Source organism: Streptomyces sp. NBC_00341 (assembly GCF_041435055.1).
Lineage (GTDB): Bacteria > Actinomycetota > Actinomycetes > Streptomycetales > Streptomycetaceae > Streptomyces.
Genome location: NZ_CP108002.1, coordinates 3,612,868 through 3,631,759, shown reverse-complemented (window position 1 = coordinate 3,631,759; position 18,892 = coordinate 3,612,868). Strand labels below are relative to the sequence as shown.

Sequence of the window (18,892 nt, the reverse complement as noted above, 5' to 3'; positions counted from 1 at the left end):
GGGGGCGAATCCGGGCGCGGATCAGTACTGGCCGGTGTACTGCGGCGTCGTGTCCTTGTCCTGACGGCCTTCGTCCGGTGCGCGCCGGGCGAGCTTTTCGCCCTCGATGTCGACGTTGGGCAGGATGCGGTCGATCCAGGCGGGCAGCGACCACGCGTGCCGTCCCAGGAGCGCCAGGGCGGCGGGCACGATGGTCATGCGGACGACGAAGGCGTCGAATGCCACGGCGATCGCGAGGCCGAAGCCGAGCGACTTGATCATGGCATCGTCGCCTCCGACGAAGCCGGCGAACACGGAGATCATGATGAGGGCCGCGGCCGTGACGACCTTCGAGCTGTGCTTGAAGCCGGTCTCGATCGCGGTGCGGGCGTCGGCCCCGTGGACGTACGCCTCACGCATGCGAGTCACCAGGAACACCTGGTAGTCCATCGCGAGGCCGAACACGATGCCCACCATGAGGATCGGCATGAGGCTCATGATCGGGCCGGTCTGTTCGAGGCCGACCAGGTCCTTGAGCCAGCCCCACTGGAAGACGGCGACGAGCGCACCGAGCGCGGCCAGGACCGAGAGGAGGAAGCCGAGCGCTGCCTTCACGGGGACCATGACGGAGCGGAAGACCAGGATCAGCACGAGGATCGCCAGGCCGACGACGAGCGCCAGATAGGGAAGGATCGCCGCGCTGAACTTCTCCGAGACGTCGATGTTCAGTGCGGTGGAGCCGGTCACCATGGACCGCGCGCCGGTGGACGGCCCGGTGTCGTCGGCGGCCAGCGAACGGATGTCGCCGACGAGTTCCTTGGTGGCGTCGCTGCTCGGTCCGCTCTTGGGGATCACTGTGATGATGGCGGTGTCGCCGGCCTTGTTGAATGCGGCGGGTGACACGGACGCCACGTCCGGGAGACCGGCGACGGCCTTGCTCATGCCGGCGGCGGTGCCGCGGGCGGTACCGGGGTCCTGGTCGTCGACGGTCAGGGTCAGCGGGCCGTTGAAGCCGGGCCCGAAGGAGTCGGCCAGGAGGTCGTACGCCTTGCGCTGGGTGGAGGAGGCGGGCCTGGAGCCGTCGTCCGGCAGCCCGAGCTTGAGCTGAGTGGCGGGCAGGGCGACGACGCCGAGAGCGACGACCGCGAGCACGAGGACCCTGACCGGCCTGCGCAGGACGAAGGCGATCCAGCGGTGGCCGATCGCCGCCTTGGGGGCGGCGGTCTGTGCCGGAGTGCGCGCGGACTTCCGGCGGGCTCTGCCCAGGACCCGCTCCCCGGTGAACCCCAGCAGCGCCGGCACCAGGGTGACGGCCACGAGGACGGAGACGACGACAGCCCCGGCGGCGGCCAGGCCCATGGCGGTGAGCATGGGCAGGTTGACCACGGCCAGGCCGGCGAGGGCGATGACGACGGTCACTCCGGCGAAGACGACGGCTGAACCAGCGGTGCCGTTCGCCCGTGCCGCGGCTTCCTTCGCGTCGTATCCGTCCGCCCGTTCCGAGCGGTAGCGGGAGACGATGAACAGTGCGTAGTCGATTCCGACGGCGATACCGAGCATCGACGCGAGCGCCGAGGTGTTGCTGTTGAGATCGAAGACCGCGCTCACCGCCGTGATGGCCGTGGTGCTGACACCGACGCCCACGACGGCGGTGATCAGCGGGAGACCGGCGGCGATGAGAGACCCGAAGGTCATGACCATGATGACGGCGGCGAGGGCGAAGCCGATGGCCTCCGCGGAGTGGCCTCCCTCCGGGGCCGCGAGCGCGTCACCGGATGCCTCGGCCGTCAGCCCTCCGGCGCGGCCCACGTCCAGTGCGTCGTCGATCCCGGTGTGGTCGGCGTCGGTCAGATCCGCTGCGGCAGCCGTGTAGTTGACCTGGGCGTAGGCAGTGGTGCCGTCCGCGCTCACCGCCTTGGTGGCGAAGGGATCGCTGACCTGGCCGATGCGGGACGAGGAGTTCCTGAGGTCCTTCAGCGCCGCTTCGGCTGCTGCCTTGTTCTCGGCACCGCTGATCTTCCGGCCGTCGGGGGCCCGCAGCACGACGCGAGCGGACGCGCCTTCGGCGTTGGCGGCCGGGAACTTCTCGCCGAGGAGGTCGAAGGCGCGCTGGGACTCCGTGCCGGGCAGGGTGAAGCTCGAATCGGCCGAACCCGAGGTGCCGGCCGCGCCGGCGCCGACGGCGCCCAGGACGACGGCCCACAGGAGGACGACCAGCCGGCGCCGCCGGAAGGCGAACCGGCCGATCCTGTGCAGGAAAGTTGCCATGAGGGTGTGACTCCGTTTGGAAGGAAGGTGCTCGGTCGGCGGACATACGCGGCTTGAACGGTGCGTCGCTCCTCGCTCAGCACTTCCGTTCCCGGCTCCGGGGTTGAGGGGTGCCGCAGCGCCCCGCCGGTTGCGGCTGCGGGCGCTGCGGCGCGTACCGGCCGCCGTCCCCACAGGGCGCGGCACGCCGCCCGGACCCGTCACCGCGTGTGACGGCCCCGGACCCCAGCGGCGCGGTGCGGCCACCTGACCGGCCGGCCGCGGCGCCGCCGGCCCATGCACGCCGTCGGCACTGACGGCGCTGATCCCGGCGGCCGGCCTCGGGGGAGGACCGGCCGCCGGTGATTGCCATGGTTTCCTGCGAGGACGCCCCGCGATGTCGGCCATAGGTACTGTTCCGGCGCGGACCTGTCGGTCATTCGGCCGACACGGCGACCCGGACCCGTACACCTACGCTGGCCGGCGTGGACCTGCATCTTCCGTTTACTCCCGCGGTCAAACGCCTCATCACCGTCTGTGCGCTGCTCGCGCTCGCCCTGACGGGGTTCGCGGACATCGCTCTGCTGTCCATGTCGCCCGACCCGTGGCGCCCCGCCACGAACTGGCTGCCCGTCCTGGTGACGGGCCCGCTCCTGATCCTCTCCGTGGGTGACACACGCTTCTCGCCGCCGTTGCTGCCGCGCATCTGGATGGCGGTGGCGATGTCACTGACGTTGAGCGGCATCTGCGTCGCGGTGCCCCAGACCGGGTCGTCCGTGGGCGCACTGGAAACCGCGGGACTGCTGGGTCTGCTTCTTCGCACTGCCGCACGGACCGCGCGCCCGAAGGCGGCCGCCGCATCGGCCGTCGCCCTGAGCCTGACCGTCCTGGTCGTGCCCTTCCGCACCGGCTCGTGGTCGAGCATCGTGGCGGGCGTCTACGTCCTGACCGTGATAGTCGCCATCGTCATCACACTCGGCTGCGCGATCCGCGCCATGGAGGCGCGGCGACGCAGGGCCATCACCGACGTACGCCAGGCGGAACGCCTCGCGCTCGCCCGCGACCTGCACGACCTGATCGCCCATCACATGACCGGAATCATCGTCCAGGCCCACGCGGCAACAGCCGTCTACCCCACCGCACCCGACAAGGTCGAGCCGATCCTGCGGAACATCGCGCAGGCCGGCACCGAGACGCTGGAATCCATGCGCCGCCTGGTCCGCGTACTGAGGGAGGACAACCACACCGCGGTCCGCCCGGGCGACCTGCTCAGCGAGCTCGCCGAGCTGACCGCGAGCTACTCGACGCCTGCGGCCGCCGGCCTCGCGCCCGCCACCGCGCGCCTCGAAGCCACCGCTGCCGCGCGCACCGCCCACATCAGCCCCGAAGTGGAGATCTCCGCCTACCGCGTGGCCCAGGAAGCACTCACCAATGTGCGCAGGCACGCCCCCGGGGCCCAGGTCGAGGTCCGCCTCGACGCCGACAGCACCTGGCTGCAGCTCAGCATCACCGACACCGGAGGGCCCCAGCGCCCCGCTGTGCCGGCCGGCGGCCGGGGCGGCTTCGGCCTCATCGGCCTGCGCGAACGGGTCGAAGCACTCGACGGGGCCCTCCACACCGGCCCTCTGCACAACAGCGGGTGGGAAGTGAAAGCCACCTTCCGGCTGCGCGCCCCGTCCTGCGCTCAGGACACCGCCGCGCCCACCGGCCCTCCGCCCGCGGACTGACCGGGCAGCTCATCCGGCCGGCCGTACCGCGCCGTGCTCCCACGCCCACGCAGCGATCTCCACCCGGTTGCGCGCCTCGACCTTGGCCTGGATCCGCCCCAGATACGTCTTGACGGTCGACAACGACAGGAACAGCTCGTCGCAGATCTCCTGATTGGTGCGACCCACCGCGATCAGCCGCACGATGTCCAACTCCCGCACGCTCAGCCCGGACGCCTCCACCCCGGACGTCTCCACCCCGGACGGCGCCGTACCCGACTCGGCCAGCTCCAGCCTCTTCAGCAGCCGCACCGTCACCGCCGGGGAGACCAGCGCATCCCCCCGGGCGGCGGCGTGCACCGCCTCCACCAGCAAGGCCGGCGTGGCGTCCTTCAGCAGGAACCCGCACGCCCCGTTACGCAGTGCGGTACGCACGTAGTCGTCCTGGTCGAATGTCGTGATCACCACGACGTTCAACGGATCCGCAACCCCCGGACCGGCCAGCCGCCGGGTCACCTCCAACCCGTCCAGCCGTGGCATCCGGATGTCGGCGAGTACGACCTGCGGGCGCAGCCGGTGCGCGAGCTCAACGCACTCCACGCCGTCCGCGGCTTCCCCGACCACCTCGATGCCGGGTTGTGCGTCAAGGATCATGCGGAAACCCGCACGCACCAGCTCCTGATCATCGGCAACCACAACGTCAATACTCATCCCGGGCATGTGCCAGTTCGTATCACAGCGGCCGCAACGCCCGGGCACGCTCCTTCGCTGTCCCAGCCCGGGGGAATGCCCCGTCAGCCCTGAGGCTTCGGCGTGTTGGCCGGGGCAGGCCGATCACCAAGGGCCCACCAGCGGGTCAGCGCGGTGACCGGGGCGCGGTGGTTCAGGACCCGCAGCACCCGCCGGACGCCGTGTCCTCGGCGACCGCTACCGGCAGGGAGAGGCCGGTGCCGATCTGTACGAGGGCGGGCGCCGCCGGAGCGCAGCAGCCGCCCTCGTCGCCTCGACCGGCGGCGGGTTCGTCGAAGAGTCCGGCGCCGCCGCAGACCCCGGTCTCGGGGAGGGCGAGTTCGACGCGGTCGGCGGCCTCCGTGTCGCCCGCGAGGGCGGCGGCGACGGAGCGGACCTGCTCGTAGCCGGTCATGGCGAGGAAGGTCGGGGCCCGTCCGTAGGACTTCATGCCGACCAGGTAGACGCCCTGCTCGGGGTGGGACAGTTCGCGGTGGCCGTGCGGGTAGACCGTGCCGCAGGAGTGCTGGTTCGGGTCGATGAGGGGTGCGAGCTCCACCGGTGCCTGCAGGCGCTCGTCCAGGGCGAGGCGGAGCTCCGACAGGAACGACAGGTCGGGGCGCAGGCCCGTCAGGACGATGACCTCGTCCACCGGGTCCAGGCGCCGGCCGTCCGCACCGACGAGCACCAGCCGGCCGTCGGCGGCGGGCTCGACGGCCTCGGTGCGGAATCCGGTGACGGCGTCGGCGTACCCGTCGTCGACGGCGGCCTTCGCGGCCAGCCCCAGGGCGCCACGCGCGGGGAGCTGGTCGGCGCTTCCACCACCGAAGGTGGAGCCGCTGATGCCGCGGCGCAGGATCCACACCGAGTGGGTGCCGGGCTCGTCCTTCGCCACACCGGCGAGGGTGGCCAGTGCGGTGAACGCGGAGGCCCCGGAGCCGATGACGGCGGTGCGCTTTCCGGCGTACCGGGCACGGACGGCGGGGTCCTCCAGGTCGGGGATGCGGTAGGAGATCCGGGCGGAGGCGGCGCGCTCGCCCAGGGCGGGAAGCCCGTCGGCGCTGATCGGGCTCGGGGTGGACCAGGTGCCGGAGGCGTCGATCACGGCGCGGCTCAAGATCCGTTCCTCGGTGCCGTCGGCGCGCGTGACGCGAAGGGTGAAGGGCTGCTGCTCGCGGTCGGCGTCGACGATCCGGTCGCGGCCGAGGCGGGAGACGTCGGTGACGGTCGCCCCGTAGCGGACCTTGTGCCCGAGGGCATCGGCGAGCGGCTGGAGGTACTGCTCGGCCCAGTCCCCGCCGGTGGGGTAGGTGTCCGCGTCCGGCCGAGTCCATCCAGTGGCTGCCAGCAGCTTCTCCGCGGCCGGGTCGACGAGCTCGCTCCAGGTCGAGAACAGCCGCACGTGCGACCAGCCGCGTACCGCGGTGGCGGCGCCGGGTCCGGTCTCCAGGACCAGCGGCTCGATGCCGCGCTCGACGAGGTGAGCGGCGGCCGCCAGTCCGGCGGGGCCGGCGCCGACGACGACAACCGGGAGGTCTGCAGTGGTGGTCATGGCGGTGATGTCCTCCGGGATCGGCGACCGTTCCCGGCCGCTGTTTCGATTGCTGTCGATATTCGGAGCTTGCCACCGGTATCGATGAGTGTCAACATAGACATATGTCGAATTCAGGGATGGTGCAGCTGCCGGTGCCGGACGCCGGAACGGTCGTGCCGTGCTGCCCGCCGATCACCGCGGGGGAGCTGTCGCAGGCCGACTCCGAGAAGATGGCCGTGATGTTCAAGGCGCTGTCCGACCCGGTGCGGCTGCGCCTGTTCTCCAAGGTCGCCTCGCATGCGGGCGGTGAGGCGTGTGTGTGCGACATCTCCGACGTCGGTGTCTCCCAGCCGACCGTGTCCCATCACCTCAAGAAGCTGCGCGAGGCCGGCCTGCTGACCTCGGAACGGCGCGGGACCTGGGTGTACTACAAGGTCGCGCCGCCCGTCGTGGCGGCCATGTCCGCCATGCTCGACCTGCGCACCTGATCGGGCATTCCCTCACGACCACGACTTCGACCCGCATGCGTCCAGTGTGCCGTGGCCGTTCAGGTCAGTAGCCCGGTGATCTGCTGAGCCGCATCGCGGGCCGGGCGACCGACGCCGATGAGGGTGGCGGAGGCGGGGCCGGTCCAGTCGCCGTAGCCGAGCAGGTGCAGGCGCGGTTCGTCGGCCGCCCGCGTGCCGTGTGTGGGGATGTGGCCGCGTGGTCCACGAAGGCCCAGTGGGGCGAGGTGGGACAGTGCCGGCCGGAAGCCGGTGCACCAGATCACGGCGTCGGCTGCGGCCCGGGTGCCGTCCGCCCACTCGATGCCGTCGGCGGTGAGCCGGGTGAACATCGCAGACGCCTTGAGCAGCCCGGCATCCCGTGCCTCGCGGACGGGCGGGACGGCGACGATGTCGCCCAGAGAGGCGACGCCGCCGGTGTCGCCGCGTCCTTCGTCCAGGGCGCGGCGCCGGGCGGTCGCGGCGTCGAACAGGGCCCGGCCGTCGATGTCGTCAGCAAGAAAGCGCGGCGGGCGCCGGGTGACCCAGGTCAGATCGACGCCCTCGTGGGCGGAGAGGTCTGCGGCGATCTGCGCCCCCGAGTTCCCGCCGCCGACCACGACGACCCGCTGCCCGGCGAAGTCGGACGGCCGCCGGTAGCCGGTGGTGTGCAACTGGTGGCCGGCGTAGACGTTCCGGCCGGGGGTGGCGGGCAGGAAGGGGCGCCACCAGGTGCCTGTCGCCGAGACGACCGCTCGGGCGGACCAGACGCCGTCGTCCGTCTCCACCCGCAGCCGATCGCCGTCCCGGCGTACCCGCAGGACCCGGACCGGGCGGTGAACGGGCAGTTCGTAGCGCTGCTCGTAGTCGCTCAGGTACTCCACGACGTGCCCGGCGTCCGGGTACTCGTGGCCCGGCCGGGCCGGCATGAGACGGCCGGGCAGTGAGGAGAAGGCGGCCGGTGAGAAAAGGTGCAGCGAGTCCCAGGTGTGCTGCCAGGCTCCGCCGGGTGCGCCCTGCGCGTCCAGGACCACGAAGTCCAGCTTCTTGCGACGCAGGTGGTATCCGGCGGCGAGTCCGGCCTGCCCGCCGCCGATCACCACCACGTCCGTTTGCCGGGTCACGGCGTCAGGGCTGCCATGCTGCCCGGTCGCGGCGTCAGGGCTGTCGTGCTCGGAGCCTCGGCTGCGGCGCACACCGGGCACAGCACCCTGCGTGCCCTGGCCTCACCCGGGGTTCCGAGCAGGCTGCCCGGGCGTACGCCTGGTTGCGCGATGCGGGCATGTGCCGCGCGGATCCCTGCTCCGCAGCCCTGGCAGATGCCGACCGTGGGGCTGCTCGTTCCTGCGGTGCGGCAGTCGAGGCAGTCCATCAGGCATTCCCTTCCGGGGTGGTGAGTGCTGCCGGTGCGAACTTCTTGCGCCAGGCCAGTGCCACGTACACCAGGCCGATCAGGACAGGCACCTCGATGAGCGGGCCGACGACCCCGGACAGTGCCTGGCCGGAGGTGACGCCGAAGGTGGCGATGGCGACCGCGATGGCCAGCTCGAAGTTGTTGCCCGCCGCGGTGAAGGCCAGCGTCGCCGTGCGGTCGTAGGCGAGTCCGAGTGCCTTGCCGAGCAGGAAGGACCCGAAGAACATGATCGCGAAGTACACCAGCAGCGGCAGTGCGATCCGTACGACGTCCAGCGGCTGCGAGGTGATCGTCTTCCCCTGCAGCGCGAACAGGATGATGATCGTGAACAGCAGCCCGTACAGCGCCCACGGACCGATCCTCGGCAGGAACTTCGCCTCGTACGACTCGCGCCCCATCCTCTTCTCACCGATGCGGCGCGTGAGGAAGCCGGCGAGTAGCGGGACGCCGAGGAAGACGATGACGTTCAGCGCGATGTGCCACACGGGTACGTCGAGCCCCTGTCCGTCTCCGAGACCGAGCCACTGGGGCAGCAGGTCGAGGTAGAACCAGCCGAGCACGCCGAAGACCAGGACCTGGAAGACCGAGTTGAGGGCGACGAGGACGGCGGCGGCTTCGCGGTCGCCGCAGGCGAGGTCGTTCCAGATGATGACCATGGCGATGCAGCGGGCGAGGCCCACGATGATCAGGCCGGTGCGGTACTCGGGCAGGTCGGGCAGGAAGATCCAGGCCAGGGCAAACATGACGGCGGGCCCGACGAGCCAGTTGATGACCAGCGAGGACACCATCAGCCTGCGGTCGCCGGTGACGGTGTCGAGCCTGTCGTAGCGGACCTTGGCCAGCACCGGATACATCATGACCAGCAGGCCGAGTGCGATCGGCAGGGAGATCCCGCCGGTCTCGATCTTCGCGAGCGCGTCGTTCATCCCCGGGATCAGCCGGCCCAGGCCGAGACCGACGGCCATGGCGAGCAGGATCCACACCGCGAGGTAGCGGTCGAGGGTGGAGAGCTTCTTGACGATCGAGTCGTCCCCACCGCCGACCGGAGCGGGAGAGATGGTGGGTTCGGCGGAGGTCACGGGCAGGCCCTTTTGTTCCCGGAAGCGGTACGGGCGGAGTCGGCCAGTGCGGCGAACTGCTCGGAGAGTCCGGCCAGGACCTCGGGCTTGAGCCTGTAGTAGGTGAAGCGCCCGCAGGGTTCGGTCTCCACCACACCCGCCTCGCGCAGGACCTTCATGTGGTTGGAGAGGTTGGTCTGCTTCGCGCCGGTCTCCTCGACCAGGTGCGTCGTGCAGAGCGTCTCGCGCGCCAGCAGGGTCACGATCCGGAGGCGGAGCGGATCGCCCAGCACCCGGATCAGATCAGGATCGACTGAAGTCAGCATGCGCTGATACTCTCACATCACCATCCGCTGATACCAGTGGGGACTGAAGTCATTTGCGGGCGGGGTTCCGCCGTACGACGAGAGAGAACGATCACCATGGCCGACTCCTCCGGCAAGCCGTCCGTCCTGTTCGTCTGTGTCCACAACGCCGGCCGCTCCCAGATGGCGGCTGCCTGGCTGACCCGACTGGCCGGGGACCGTGTCGAGGTCCGTTCCGCCGGCTCGAACCCGGGCACTTCCGTCAACCCCGCCGCCGTCGAGGCGATGGCCGAGGTCGGCATCGACATCTCCGCCGAGACCCCGAAGACCCTCACCGTCGACGCGGTCCGCGAGTCCGACGTGTGCATCACGATGGGCTGCGGCGACACCTGCCCCGTCTTCCCCGGCAAGCGCTACCTCGACTGGAAGCTCGACGACCCGGCCGGCCAGGGCGTGGAAGCCGTCCGCGCCGTCCGCGACGAGATCAAGACCCTGATCGAGGGCCTGATCAAGGAGATCGCCCCGGAGGCCACGGCGTGAGCGAGACGCGGTGAACGAGGCGGTGGCCCCGATCAGGGCCCCGGCGAAGTCGGGTATGAGCCCGCGTCGTGCCGGATGCCCCGCGCGGGGGTCGTGCCGGGTGGTGCTGATCCGTGGGCCGGATCTGACCCGTGGGCCGGATTGGGGCGGCAACTCCCGCGTCCGCGCACGCAAACGGCCCCGGACGAGAAGTCCGAGGCCGAGCGGGACTCCTCCCTGGGGGAGAAACCCCAGGGAGGGGTGGTAAAGCGTGGTGCCCCGGCAGGATTCGAACCTGCGACACCCGCTTTAGGGGTTTTCCCTGATCAAGGCTGTGACCTGCATAAACGTCGGGTGCAGGGTGTCTGGCCTGGGAAAACTCCCCTCGTAGATCTCACGTTTTCGCGAGGTTTCCCGGCCTCATGTGTGCTGAATCCGTTCCACACGATCTCCTGCCGCCTCTGCGGGCTACGCGGAGCGGGCGCCGTCAGATCAGGGGCAACCCTCAATACGGCACGGTCACTGCCATGAGATTGCCGTCCCCAAGGTGCAGCCATCCCCGGCCAGGAGTGATTGGGCTGCCTACAACGGAGTCTCCCGTCTTGATGCCGATCCAATCACCGGCGTGCCGCTGCTGGGGGGACAGAAGGAGGCCGCGGTGGGCTCTCTTCGCCCTGTCCAACCAGGGATAGTGCGGGCGGAGCTTGTCCTCATCTCCTGCCAGGACCAGCGCCACACCCTCGTCGAAGCCGTGCTTCAGCAGGTTCCGCAGCACTCGCCGGGCATCGCACTCGTCCAAGACCTGTGCGTCGTCCATCACGACAACGATCGGCTGCTCAGCAGATGCCTCCGACAATGCCTCTTCGAGCTCGTCGTGCCCGATGTCGTCTTGATCGAAGCAGGCCACCACGCCGTCTCGATCAGCCAACTCCCGTAGAGGTGACGGCTTGGGCGTGGCCAACACGAGTTGGTTGCCCGATGCGAGCAGAGAGCGTGCGATGGTCACCAGTGCCGTGGAGCGACCCGATCCTGAGGGCCCGGCCACGGCGAAGGCGGGAGCCGTACCGGAGGCAAGATCAGGGCCATACACGGCCAGATTCCCGTCTCCGATGCCCCCGACTCCTGTGAGTGCCCACATCCTCGGTGCCGCAGGGTCACGCATTGCCCACGCCTCGTCGAAGCTGATACTGGACGGCAATACGTCAGAGCGCTCCTGCGCCTCCAAGGCAGCACTGGCCGCGTCCCAAAGACCGAGCAACAGGACGTGATCCTCCATCTGGAGTCCTGCCATGTGAGAGAACGCGACGAGCGCCTCACGCTCGGGCAACTCATCGTGGGTGTACCAGCGGATCCACGCATCCGACGAGACGCCCGTCTGCTTCTCCATGTCGGTGAAGGACCACTTGCGCTTCGACCTGTGTTCGTCAAGGCGGCGATGCAGCGTGACCAGCTCTAGTCGCGCCGGAGAGTAAGGCACCTCGAACTCTCTGCTCTTCACGCCGTAGAACGTTGCGTTAGCTGGCCGTCGCTCCTCTGCGGCATCAGCCATCTTGGCGAAGCCTTCACTACGGCGTACCACACCAAGAAACACTCTCAACGCGTCCGTGTCGTACCAAAGGGCCTGCGCTGCGTTGAGGATCAGCCCCTTCAACGACTCCTCTGCGTAGTTGAACTGCGCAGAGGCTCGGTCAGGGTTGGATGGTGCCTCCCCGCCGACCGGTGGCTCTTTCGTTGCCCGCCGGCTTGAATCCTTGGTGTCCTGCTTCGGCAAGTCCTCGGAATGGTCGGCCGTGTCGCTCACGTCGTCATTGTCGGCAGGCGTTCTATCCGCTGGAGGCTGTACTGACGCTTGGGCGACTGTTTCCCTGACGACTTGCTTCCACAGGTCCTTGAAACGGTTGACCTCGCCGTCTACAACGACGTGCCCACCGGCTTCGGCCAGGACACGGACGATGACCTCAAGGCGGCCCCGCGGCGGCCGATCCGGCTTCTGGAAGGTGTCCAGCACTGCCTGGTGATTCACGATCCAGTAGTCCTGCGCATCCTTCCCGACGCGGTCGCGAATAGTCCGGGCTGACGGGAGCCCCGCTTCCAGCCTCAGATCGTGGAGCTCATCGTTCAGCTTCTTCAGGTCAGGCTGGTCAGCCAGCTCGGGCCTCTTCCACGGCTGAGCGACCACGTCTCTGCCCTCTTCTGGTGATTTTGCGTCAGTTTCTGTAGGCCATGCGCGTCGGTGCCTGCACTTACGAGCGTCAGGATCTGTCACGCGCTGTCATTCAGCGGCTGTTCTTGGCCGATGCTGTAAGCGATCGTCTTGAGCTGTCAGGGCCGTCCGTGAGGCGCCCACGCTGGGTGCACAACCCAGTCGGTGCCACACGGAAGGTAGATCTTCATGGAACAGATCAGCGTGCGCCTCGTAGTCCTCCTGTTGGTCGGAGTCCTCGTCGTCGCTCTGATCCTGCATGCGCCCGAAGTCGGGGCGGCCCTGGTGGGAGCCACGGCGGTGGTGGTGCTTCTCGACCAACTCATGGGACGCGAGTGACTCTGCTAAGGCGGCAACACCAGGTGGGCGTCGAGGTCGCTGAGTTCGGGCCTACTCGTACGCCCAGGCCCGTCCGGTCTGCCGGTACTCCCCCACGGGGATCGGCTCCACTCCGGTGCGCATGCGGGCGGTGTAGAGGAAGCCGTCGAGGTGGTCGATTTCGTGGTGGATGAGGCGGGCGACGCCGCGTTCGTACACGCTGGTCACGGTCTCACCTGTCAGGGCCGTGGTCTCCACTGTCATCTTCAGGGGGCGGGGGACCAGGCCACGGACGTCGAAGAAGCTCAGGCAGCCCTCGTACTGTTCGTCCATCTCGTCGGAGTGGGTGGTGATCCGCGGGTTGAGCAGGATGATGGCGGGGGCGTAGTCGGGCGGTTGGACGACGGCGGCGGTTCGCGCGATGCCAATCTGCGGGGCGGCGATACCCATGCCCTTGGCGAAGGGGTGGACCTGGCCGATTCGCTCCATGGCAGCGAACAGTTCGTCGGTGATGCGCTCGGCCTCGTCGCGCTCGGCGGGCAGGTCGAAGGCGCGGGCCGGTTCGGCGAGGATGCCAGCGCCGTGTTGGACGACGCCGAGGTCTCGCATCTGCTGGCTGGGCCGCACGTCAATCACCTGAACTCCCCTTGATCTGTATCGCGTTCGGGCTGTGCCCGAAACCGCCACTCCAGACGGTACCGAGCGTGCAGGGCGGGTGTGGTCGTGTTCCACGTGAATTGCCGTAGTTCACCGTGGTCGCTGCGGACGGGAGGGGTTCGTAGCGGGGAGGCTTCGGCGGTCATGGAGGTCTCGGTGCCCCACACGACGGGGTCAAGGGCGGCGGGGAAGGCGAGCTGGACTTCCAGCTGCTCGGTGGGCAGGCGTACGGCTCGCTGGAACCAGTTGCCCCACTTCTCGTCGCCGACGGTGTAGGCGTACTCGATCCACACGGACTCGCCGGGATAGAGCGGGAAGCGGCCGTGTTCGTTGTCGAACAGCAGCCAGACTTCCTTGAAGGCGTCGCGGTCGTGCTTGGCCTGCCACCGCATCGACTCGCCCCGGCAGGTGGCAGTGAGGTCGAGTTCGTCCCAGGTCAACGGGTGGGCTCGGTAGTGCGCGTTGGACTCCTCAGGGTCGCCGGGGTAGCGGTCCACGGAGATGCGAATCAAGTAGCGGGTCACCGGTTCGTCGCCGGTGTTCCGCAGCCGTCGGCACATGGTCAGCCGGTACGAGCTGCCGTCGTACTGGAGCCGCGCCGCGTCGTGTTCAACGACGAGGGCCGATCCGGTCGCATACGGCTGTTCGGGCCTGCGCTGGGCGGGCGGCGCCTGCGCTGGCCGCCGGGTACGGGCCCTTGCCTGCTCGTAGTCGCACCAGCGTCTCCAGATCGCCTTCCCGGCGTTCAGCGACTCGTCGGCGAGACGCGAGAACTCCTCGCTGGGCTTGTGGCGACCCGACTCCACGTGGCTGACGTAGGACGGGTCGAAGCCCATGGCCAGCGCCAACGCCCTCTTGGACATGCCGCGTACTTCCCGCCAGCGCGCCACCTCGGCCGCGTAGTCCTCGGCCGCCTGCTCGGCGGTGATTTCCTCGCCGTGCGCTTCCATCGAAGCCCCGCGTCATCGTTGGTGAGCATGAATGAACCGTGAGTGATCCAAGTTCACCATCCCGTCACGGTCTGTGTTGCCGCTTTCCTTCCCTTACTGGCCCGGATCGATCCTCCGGGCGGATGAGGGAGGCGAGGCACCATGCGCGTGCTGTACCTGTTGAACATCTCCAACCCCGACCGGCTTTCGGCCGACTCGGGGTGGATTTTCGCGGACCTGCTTGCCCCGGCTCTGGCAGATGCCGGGGCTGAGGTGACGGTCGCGGCCCCGGCTCCGGCCGGGGACGCCCGCTGCGGATTCCACCAGACGAAGGTGCCGGGGACGAAGTACCGGGCCCGCTTCTCTGCAGACATCGACGAGCTGGTGGCACTGATCCGGGCGGAGAAGCCCGACGTGGTCGTGGCCAACCAGATCGAGGAGGCCCCGGCGATCCGCACTGCCCTACTGGAGGCCGGATCCAAAGCCCTACTGGCCGGCTACTGCCACTACCTGCCGTTCTCCTTCACGGGCGGCGGCCAGCTCCAGCTCGACCCGTCCCTGAACGACGCGGAGCTCGGGCGGCCGGTGCTGCTGGCGTTCGCCGCCGGACTGGCCGCCTGTGACCGGGTGCTGGTCCACTCCTTCACGGCCGCGTCCTGGGTGTCGGCGGCAGCCGCCCGGATGACTGTAGACATCGGCGAGCAGCTACGAGTGGTGCCCGCCCCGCGTGATGAGCGTCTGGTACGCGACCCCGCTACCACGCAGCCCGCCTCCGGCGCCGGGGCGATCGGCGTCTACAACCACCGGCTGTACGCGCACTACGGCACCGGGCAGTTCGTGGACCTGGCCCGCGACCTGGGCGCGTCCGGCACCATCAGGCTGCGAGTCATGGACCTGTTCGGCCAGCGCCGGGCGGAGCGCAAGGGTCTGGACGACAGCCCGGAGAGGATGCGCGACCAGCTCGCCGCCCTGCCGCACGTGCAGATCGTCTCCGACCGGGGCGACCGCGTTCGCTACAAGGACCTGCTGGCCGGCGCGCGCTTCGGTATCGCCCCGTTCCGGCCCGGCTGCCCTTGGTCGATGAGCGTGATCGACTGCCAGGGCATGGGTCTTCCGGTCATCTCGCCCCGCCTTGGCTGGCTCGCCGAGCACATCGACCCCGAGCTGTGCTTCACCACCCCGGCCGAGGCCGTCGCCTTGGCCGAACGGCTCGCCACGGACGCTGAATTCCATGCCCTGCACGCCAAGCGGGCCCACGCCTCCACCGCCGACTTCACCCCCGCCCTGATCGCGGCCCGCTACCTGGAGGCCGTCTCGTGAATGGCTTCGACGCGGTTCTCCTCTCGTACGACGAGCCGATGGCCACCTCTCTGCACTCCCGGCTCCAGCGCACGCTCGGCGGCAAGGTTAAGCGCCTGCACGGCGTACACGGGATGCGCCGGGCCTACCGCCTGTGTGCAGAGGTCGTCGACCACGAGCAGTTCTTCCTCGCCGACGGGGACTTCGCCATCGACGCCGGCTTCGCCCCCGCCACGGTGGAGCCGCTGGACGAGGGCGTGTCGATGCGGGTGTGGCGGGCGGTCAACCCGGTCAACGGTCTGACCTACGGCTACGGCGGGCTGAAACTGGTCCGCCGCAGTGCCCTGCGCGAGATGGGCGAGGCCGTGGACGTGCTCGCTGCCCTGCCCGGACTGATCGAGTTCGCCCAGCAGACTGCGGGGATCACGAGGTTCAACCAGAGCCCTTTCCACGCGTGGAAGGCCGGTTTCCGCGAGTGCGCGATGCTTGCCCGCGGCAGCGAGTACGGCATGGCCGACGACGACTCCCGGCAGCGGGTGGAGGCATGGACCAAGAGCCGCAACGGCGAGTTCGCCCCGTACGCTGCCGCCGGGGCTCGCGAAGGGGTCGCCTTCGCCAAGGAGTTCGCCCGCGCCTCCGGACGGTTCGACCACCTCAACGACCCCACGTGGCTGCGGACGAGGTTCACCGCCGCCCATGGGGACCAGGCCGTGGGCGGGTGACCGGCCCATTGGTGCTGATCGAGCCGTACGCCGACCGCCTGGGCGGGCACCACCAGCGCACGCTGGTGGCGCTCGCCCAGGTGCGGCCCGGGAGCCTGGTGATCGCCCAACATGGGATCGTCCGCGAGGCGGTGGCGGCCCTGCGCAAGGCCGGGGCTCGGCAGGTGACCGCACCGGCCGGGCACCCGGCAGCCGTGCTGCTGGCCGCCTCCCGCCTTGCGGCCGGGCTCTCCAGGGCTGGGCTGCGAGTCTTCCGCTCGCGCCGCTGGCCGCGCTTCCTGCGGCGGCTTCCGCACCAGATCACCCTCATCGCCCGGTGCCTTGCGGAGGCGTCGGCCCTGCGGACCGCCCGCCGGCTGGAGCCTGGCTCCGAGGCGGTGGTGATCCTGAGCGCGAGCGAGGCCCTGCACGGTGCCGCCGCCCTCCTCGGCGGGCTGCCACACTTGCGGTTCGTCCACGAACAAGTCACCACCGAGGACGCCACCGTGCGGTTCCTCGGTCGGCTCGCCCGCCGGGGCGAGAGGCAGGTTCTGGCGGTGTGTCCAACCCAGGCCGTAGGCGATCAGTTCACGGCAGCCTTCCCGGACCTGCCCGCAGTGGTGCGGGCCTTCGCGGTCGACGACGGCCGCCGCCTCACCGACGCCGAACGCGACGGCGGCCGTACCGCCTTCGACATCCCCACCGGCGAAGCCGCGGTGTGCCTCGTCGGCGGCTGGTGGCCACACAAGGACATCGGAGTCATCGATGCCGCCCTGCCCCTGCTGAAGGAGCCGCTGCACCTGATGGTCACCGGTATCCCGCTCGACGAAGCTGTGCTCGCCCGATGGCGTGACCTGCCGAACGTCCGACTCCACACGATGCCCGGACCGGTCAGTGAATCGGTGCTGCGGCTGGTCTACGCCGCCGCCGACGCTGCCCTGGTCACCCGCCGCCCCGGCGTCGGCAAGGAGTCCGGGCTCGTGATGGACGCCGCCCGCCTCGGCGTCCCCCTGGTCGTCTCCGACCACGACCCCGCCCTCACCGCCCGCCTTCACAGTCGGCCCTGGGCCCTGACCTTCACCGCCAACTCCCCGGACGCCCTCGCCGACGCCCTACATACCGTCATCTGCCAGCCGCCTCCGCTGCCCGACCCCGACGCTCCCGGCCTGCTGGGGATGCGGTCGGCCGCCGGGCAGGCCGACTTTCTCACCCGCACCTTCGCCTCACTGCGTACGAAGGACTCCCGATGCTGAGCACCCCTCCCGCGCTGATCGCCGTCGTCGGCCCCGTCGAACCCCCGCTGCTGGCCGCCTGGGTCCGCCACCACCGGTGGCTGGGTGTCGAGCGGTTCCTGATCGCCTTCCACTTCCCCGAGCACGTGCCCGACCAGCAGCGGCACGAACTCCAGGACGCCAGCCGCGAACTGGGCATCATCCCCACCGGCACCAGCACTGGCCCGTGGCACGAGCACACCAACACCCAGCTCAGGGACGCTCTGCGGCACCGGGCCGGCCAGGGCTGGCACCTGCTCGCCGATGCCGACGAGTTCCAGCAGTACCCCGCCCCGCTGAGTGAGGTGATCGCCCAGGCCGAGAAGTCCGGGCACCGCGTGGTGGGCGGCCTGATGCTCGACCGGATCGCCGCGAGCGGGCGCCTGACCGGCTGGAGGCCCGAAGGCGGATTGGATCTCGCCTATCCCCTCGGCGGGCACCTCACCCACCGGCTCCTGCACGGAGACCCCCGCAAGATCGTTCTCGCCCGCCACGATGTCACTGTGGCGGGCGGCAACCACAGGGCCCCCGGACAGCATCCGAATGCCGACCGCATCTGCGCGGTTCACCACTTCAAGTGGCGCTCGGGTGTCCTGGACGACCTCCGCCGCCGGGTCCAGCACTTTTCGACCGGCACATGGCAGGAACAGACCCCGGCGGTGCGCGACGAGGCCAGCCGCCTCCTGTCGCACGTCGGCCAGCACGGCGGCGTGATCAACACCAGCGATCCGCGTTTCGCCTTCCGCCGGGTGAGCCTGGACCGCATGCCCTTCAGCTGGTCCAGCGAGGCCCGCAGCATCGTCACGGCCTGGCGACCGCACGCGCAGGCAGGCCAGGATCAGAGACAATGAACGCGCCCACGGACAGCTCGTCGCGGAAGGGATGACCACGTGCCCCTCGCCGTTCTCCTGGCCGGCATCACCGGCTCCGGGAAGACCATCGTCGCCCAGGCCCTGGCCGACCACGGCTACACGCGCCTGTCCGTGGACGAGGAGGTGCACCGCCTCCACGGCCGATACGGAGTGGACTACCCCGAGGACACCTACTTCGAGCGCGAACGGCCCGTGGTCGAGGCGATCCGGCAGCGGTTCGTCAAGGAGCTGGAGGCTGGTAACGCCGTCGTCCTGGACCACGGGCTGTGGCGTCGCGCCGAGCGCGACGCCTGGCAGCAGGCCGCCCGCGAAGCGGGCGGCCACCCGCTCGTCGTCTACCTCCCCGCCGACCGGGAGGAACTGCTGCGGCGCCTTGCCGAACGCAACGAGCGCGAGGACGCCAACGCCCTCACTGTCACCCCCGAAGCCCTCGACGACTTCTTCGCCCGCTTCGCACCCCCGGCCGACGACGAAGAAGTCATCGTCTACACCGGAGACCTGGACGCGCTCGTGGCGGCGCTGTCTTCGGTCAGGCACAGGCAGGTCTGAAGTAAGCCCACTCACTGCTCGATATCACCGACCATGGTGTGGTCCGCCACGGGCTTGGCGTTGGCTGCGCTCAGCGCTCTGCTCGCGCACTGCCGTGGGCACAGACTGAGGTGCGGA

Annotated in this window: 18 protein-coding genes; 9 read left to right on the top strand and 9 right to left on the bottom strand. The window is 69.7% G+C overall.

The features are described from left to right. Window positions 1–21: 21 nt before the first annotated feature. Window positions 22–2,247, bottom strand: a complete 2,226-nt coding sequence (locus tag OG892_RS16260) for an MMPL family transporter (protein ID WP_371629533.1) — start codon at window positions 2,245–2,247, stop codon at window positions 22–24. Between the two features lie 464 nt (window positions 2,248–2,711). Here OG892_RS16260 and OG892_RS16255 point away from each other — a divergent pair, with 464 nt between their 5' ends. Beyond that, on the top strand, window positions 2,712–3,953 hold the full coding sequence (locus OG892_RS16255) for a sensor histidine kinase (RefSeq protein ID WP_371629532.1): 1,242 nt from the start codon (window positions 2,712–2,714) through the stop codon (window positions 3,951–3,953). Between the two features lie 9 nt (window positions 3,954–3,962). Here the strand turns inward: OG892_RS16255 and OG892_RS16250 are convergent, their stop codons facing one another. Beyond that, window positions 3,963–4,652, bottom strand: coding sequence for a response regulator (locus OG892_RS16250; RefSeq protein WP_371629531.1), 690 nt, complete (start codon window positions 4,650–4,652; stop codon window positions 3,963–3,965). A gap of 163 nt (window positions 4,653–4,815) precedes the next feature. Further along, window positions 4,816–6,213 (bottom strand): NAD(P)-binding domain-containing protein, encoded by a 1,398-nt coding sequence (locus OG892_RS16245; protein WP_371629530.1) that lies wholly within the window; start codon window positions 6,211–6,213, stop codon window positions 4,816–4,818. 104 nt (window positions 6,214–6,317) lie between these two features. On the opposite strand from OG892_RS16245, the gene OG892_RS16240 reads away from it, so the two are divergent. Next, window positions 6,318–6,683 carry a helix-turn-helix transcriptional regulator gene (locus OG892_RS16240; RefSeq protein WP_073737246.1) on the top strand — a complete coding sequence of 122 codons (366 nt, stop codon included), beginning with the start codon at window positions 6,318–6,320 and terminating at the stop codon, window positions 6,681–6,683. A 59-nt stretch (window positions 6,684–6,742) separates the two neighbouring features. Here the strand turns inward: OG892_RS16240 and OG892_RS16235 are convergent, their stop codons facing one another. The 3 genes from OG892_RS16235 to OG892_RS16225 all read right to left on the bottom strand — a co-directional run bounded on the left by OG892_RS16235 (window position 6,743) and on the right by OG892_RS16225 (window position 9,478). Beyond that, on the bottom strand, window positions 6,743–7,804 hold the full coding sequence (locus tag OG892_RS16235) for an ArsO family NAD(P)H-dependent flavin-containing monooxygenase (RefSeq protein ID WP_371629529.1): 1,062 nt from the start codon (window positions 7,802–7,804) through the stop codon (window positions 6,743–6,745). A gap of 247 nt (window positions 7,805–8,051) precedes the next feature. Further along, window positions 8,052–9,173 carry an ACR3 family arsenite efflux transporter gene (gene arsB / locus OG892_RS16230; protein ID WP_328866685.1) on the bottom strand — a complete coding sequence of 374 codons (1,122 nt, stop codon included), beginning with the start codon at window positions 9,171–9,173 and terminating at the stop codon, window positions 8,052–8,054. Beyond that, window positions 9,170–9,478, bottom strand: a complete 309-nt coding sequence (locus OG892_RS16225; RefSeq protein ID WP_327337430.1) for a metalloregulator ArsR/SmtB family transcription factor — start codon at window positions 9,476–9,478, stop codon at window positions 9,170–9,172. Before OG892_RS16225 ends, arsB begins: the two co-directional genes overlap by 4 nt. Before the next feature lie 96 nt (window positions 9,479–9,574). Here OG892_RS16225 and OG892_RS16220 point away from each other — a divergent pair, with 96 nt between their 5' ends. After that, complete coding sequence (locus OG892_RS16220; RefSeq protein ID WP_371629528.1) at window positions 9,575–9,997, top strand: arsenate reductase ArsC; 423 nt, start codon at window positions 9,575–9,577, stop codon at window positions 9,995–9,997. 484 nt (window positions 9,998–10,481) lie between these two features. Here OG892_RS16220 and OG892_RS16215 read toward each other — a convergent pair whose 3' ends face one another. After that, on the bottom strand, window positions 10,482–12,155 hold the full coding sequence (locus tag OG892_RS16215; protein ID WP_371629527.1) for an ATP-binding protein: 1,674 nt from the start codon (window positions 12,153–12,155) through the stop codon (window positions 10,482–10,484). Window positions 12,156–12,368: 213 nt separating this feature from the next. Between OG892_RS16215 and OG892_RS16210 the strand changes: the two genes are divergently transcribed. After that, entirely contained in the window at window positions 12,369–12,518 is a 150-nt protein-coding gene (locus tag OG892_RS16210) for a hypothetical protein (protein WP_158072258.1), read from the top strand. A gap of 51 nt (window positions 12,519–12,569) precedes the next feature. On the opposite strand, the gene OG892_RS16205 is transcribed toward OG892_RS16210, so the two are convergent. Beyond that, window positions 12,570–13,133: a peptide deformylase gene (locus tag OG892_RS16205; protein WP_371629526.1), complete on the bottom strand. Its 564-nt coding sequence runs from the start codon at window positions 13,131–13,133 to the stop codon at window positions 12,570–12,572. Continuing rightward, window positions 13,130–14,104, bottom strand: coding sequence for a multiprotein-bridging factor 1 family protein (locus tag OG892_RS16200; RefSeq protein ID WP_371629525.1), 975 nt, complete (start codon window positions 14,102–14,104; stop codon window positions 13,130–13,132). Before OG892_RS16200 ends, OG892_RS16205 begins: the two co-directional genes overlap by 4 nt. A 141-nt stretch (window positions 14,105–14,245) precedes the next feature. On the opposite strand from OG892_RS16200, the gene OG892_RS16195 reads away from it, so the two are divergent. From OG892_RS16195 to OG892_RS16175, 5 genes are read left to right on the top strand one after another with little or no spacing between them, the layout of a single operon-like run. Then, on the top strand, window positions 14,246–15,403 hold the full coding sequence (locus OG892_RS16195) for a glycosyltransferase (protein WP_371629524.1): 1,158 nt from the start codon (window positions 14,246–14,248) through the stop codon (window positions 15,401–15,403). Continuing rightward, window positions 15,400–16,104, top strand: coding sequence for a hypothetical protein (locus OG892_RS16190; protein ID WP_371629523.1), 705 nt, complete (start codon window positions 15,400–15,402; stop codon window positions 16,102–16,104). The genes OG892_RS16195 and OG892_RS16190 overlap by 4 nt, the downstream gene beginning before the upstream one ends. Next, the gene (locus tag OG892_RS16185) at window positions 16,101–17,336 is read left to right on the top strand and encodes a hypothetical protein (protein WP_371629522.1); all 1,236 of its coding nucleotides are present in this window, start codon (window positions 16,101–16,103) and stop codon (window positions 17,334–17,336) included. Before OG892_RS16190 ends, OG892_RS16185 begins: the two co-directional genes overlap by 4 nt. Next, window positions 17,330–18,205 (top strand): glycosyltransferase family 2 protein, encoded by an 876-nt coding sequence (locus OG892_RS16180; RefSeq protein ID WP_371629521.1) that lies wholly within the window; start codon window positions 17,330–17,332, stop codon window positions 18,203–18,205. The genes OG892_RS16185 and OG892_RS16180 overlap by 7 nt, the downstream gene beginning before the upstream one ends. A 39-nt stretch (window positions 18,206–18,244) precedes the next feature. Continuing rightward, window positions 18,245–18,775, top strand: a complete 531-nt coding sequence (locus tag OG892_RS16175; protein ID WP_073737255.1) for an ATP-binding protein — start codon at window positions 18,245–18,247, stop codon at window positions 18,773–18,775. The last annotated feature ends 117 nt before the right edge of the window (window positions 18,776–18,892 follow it).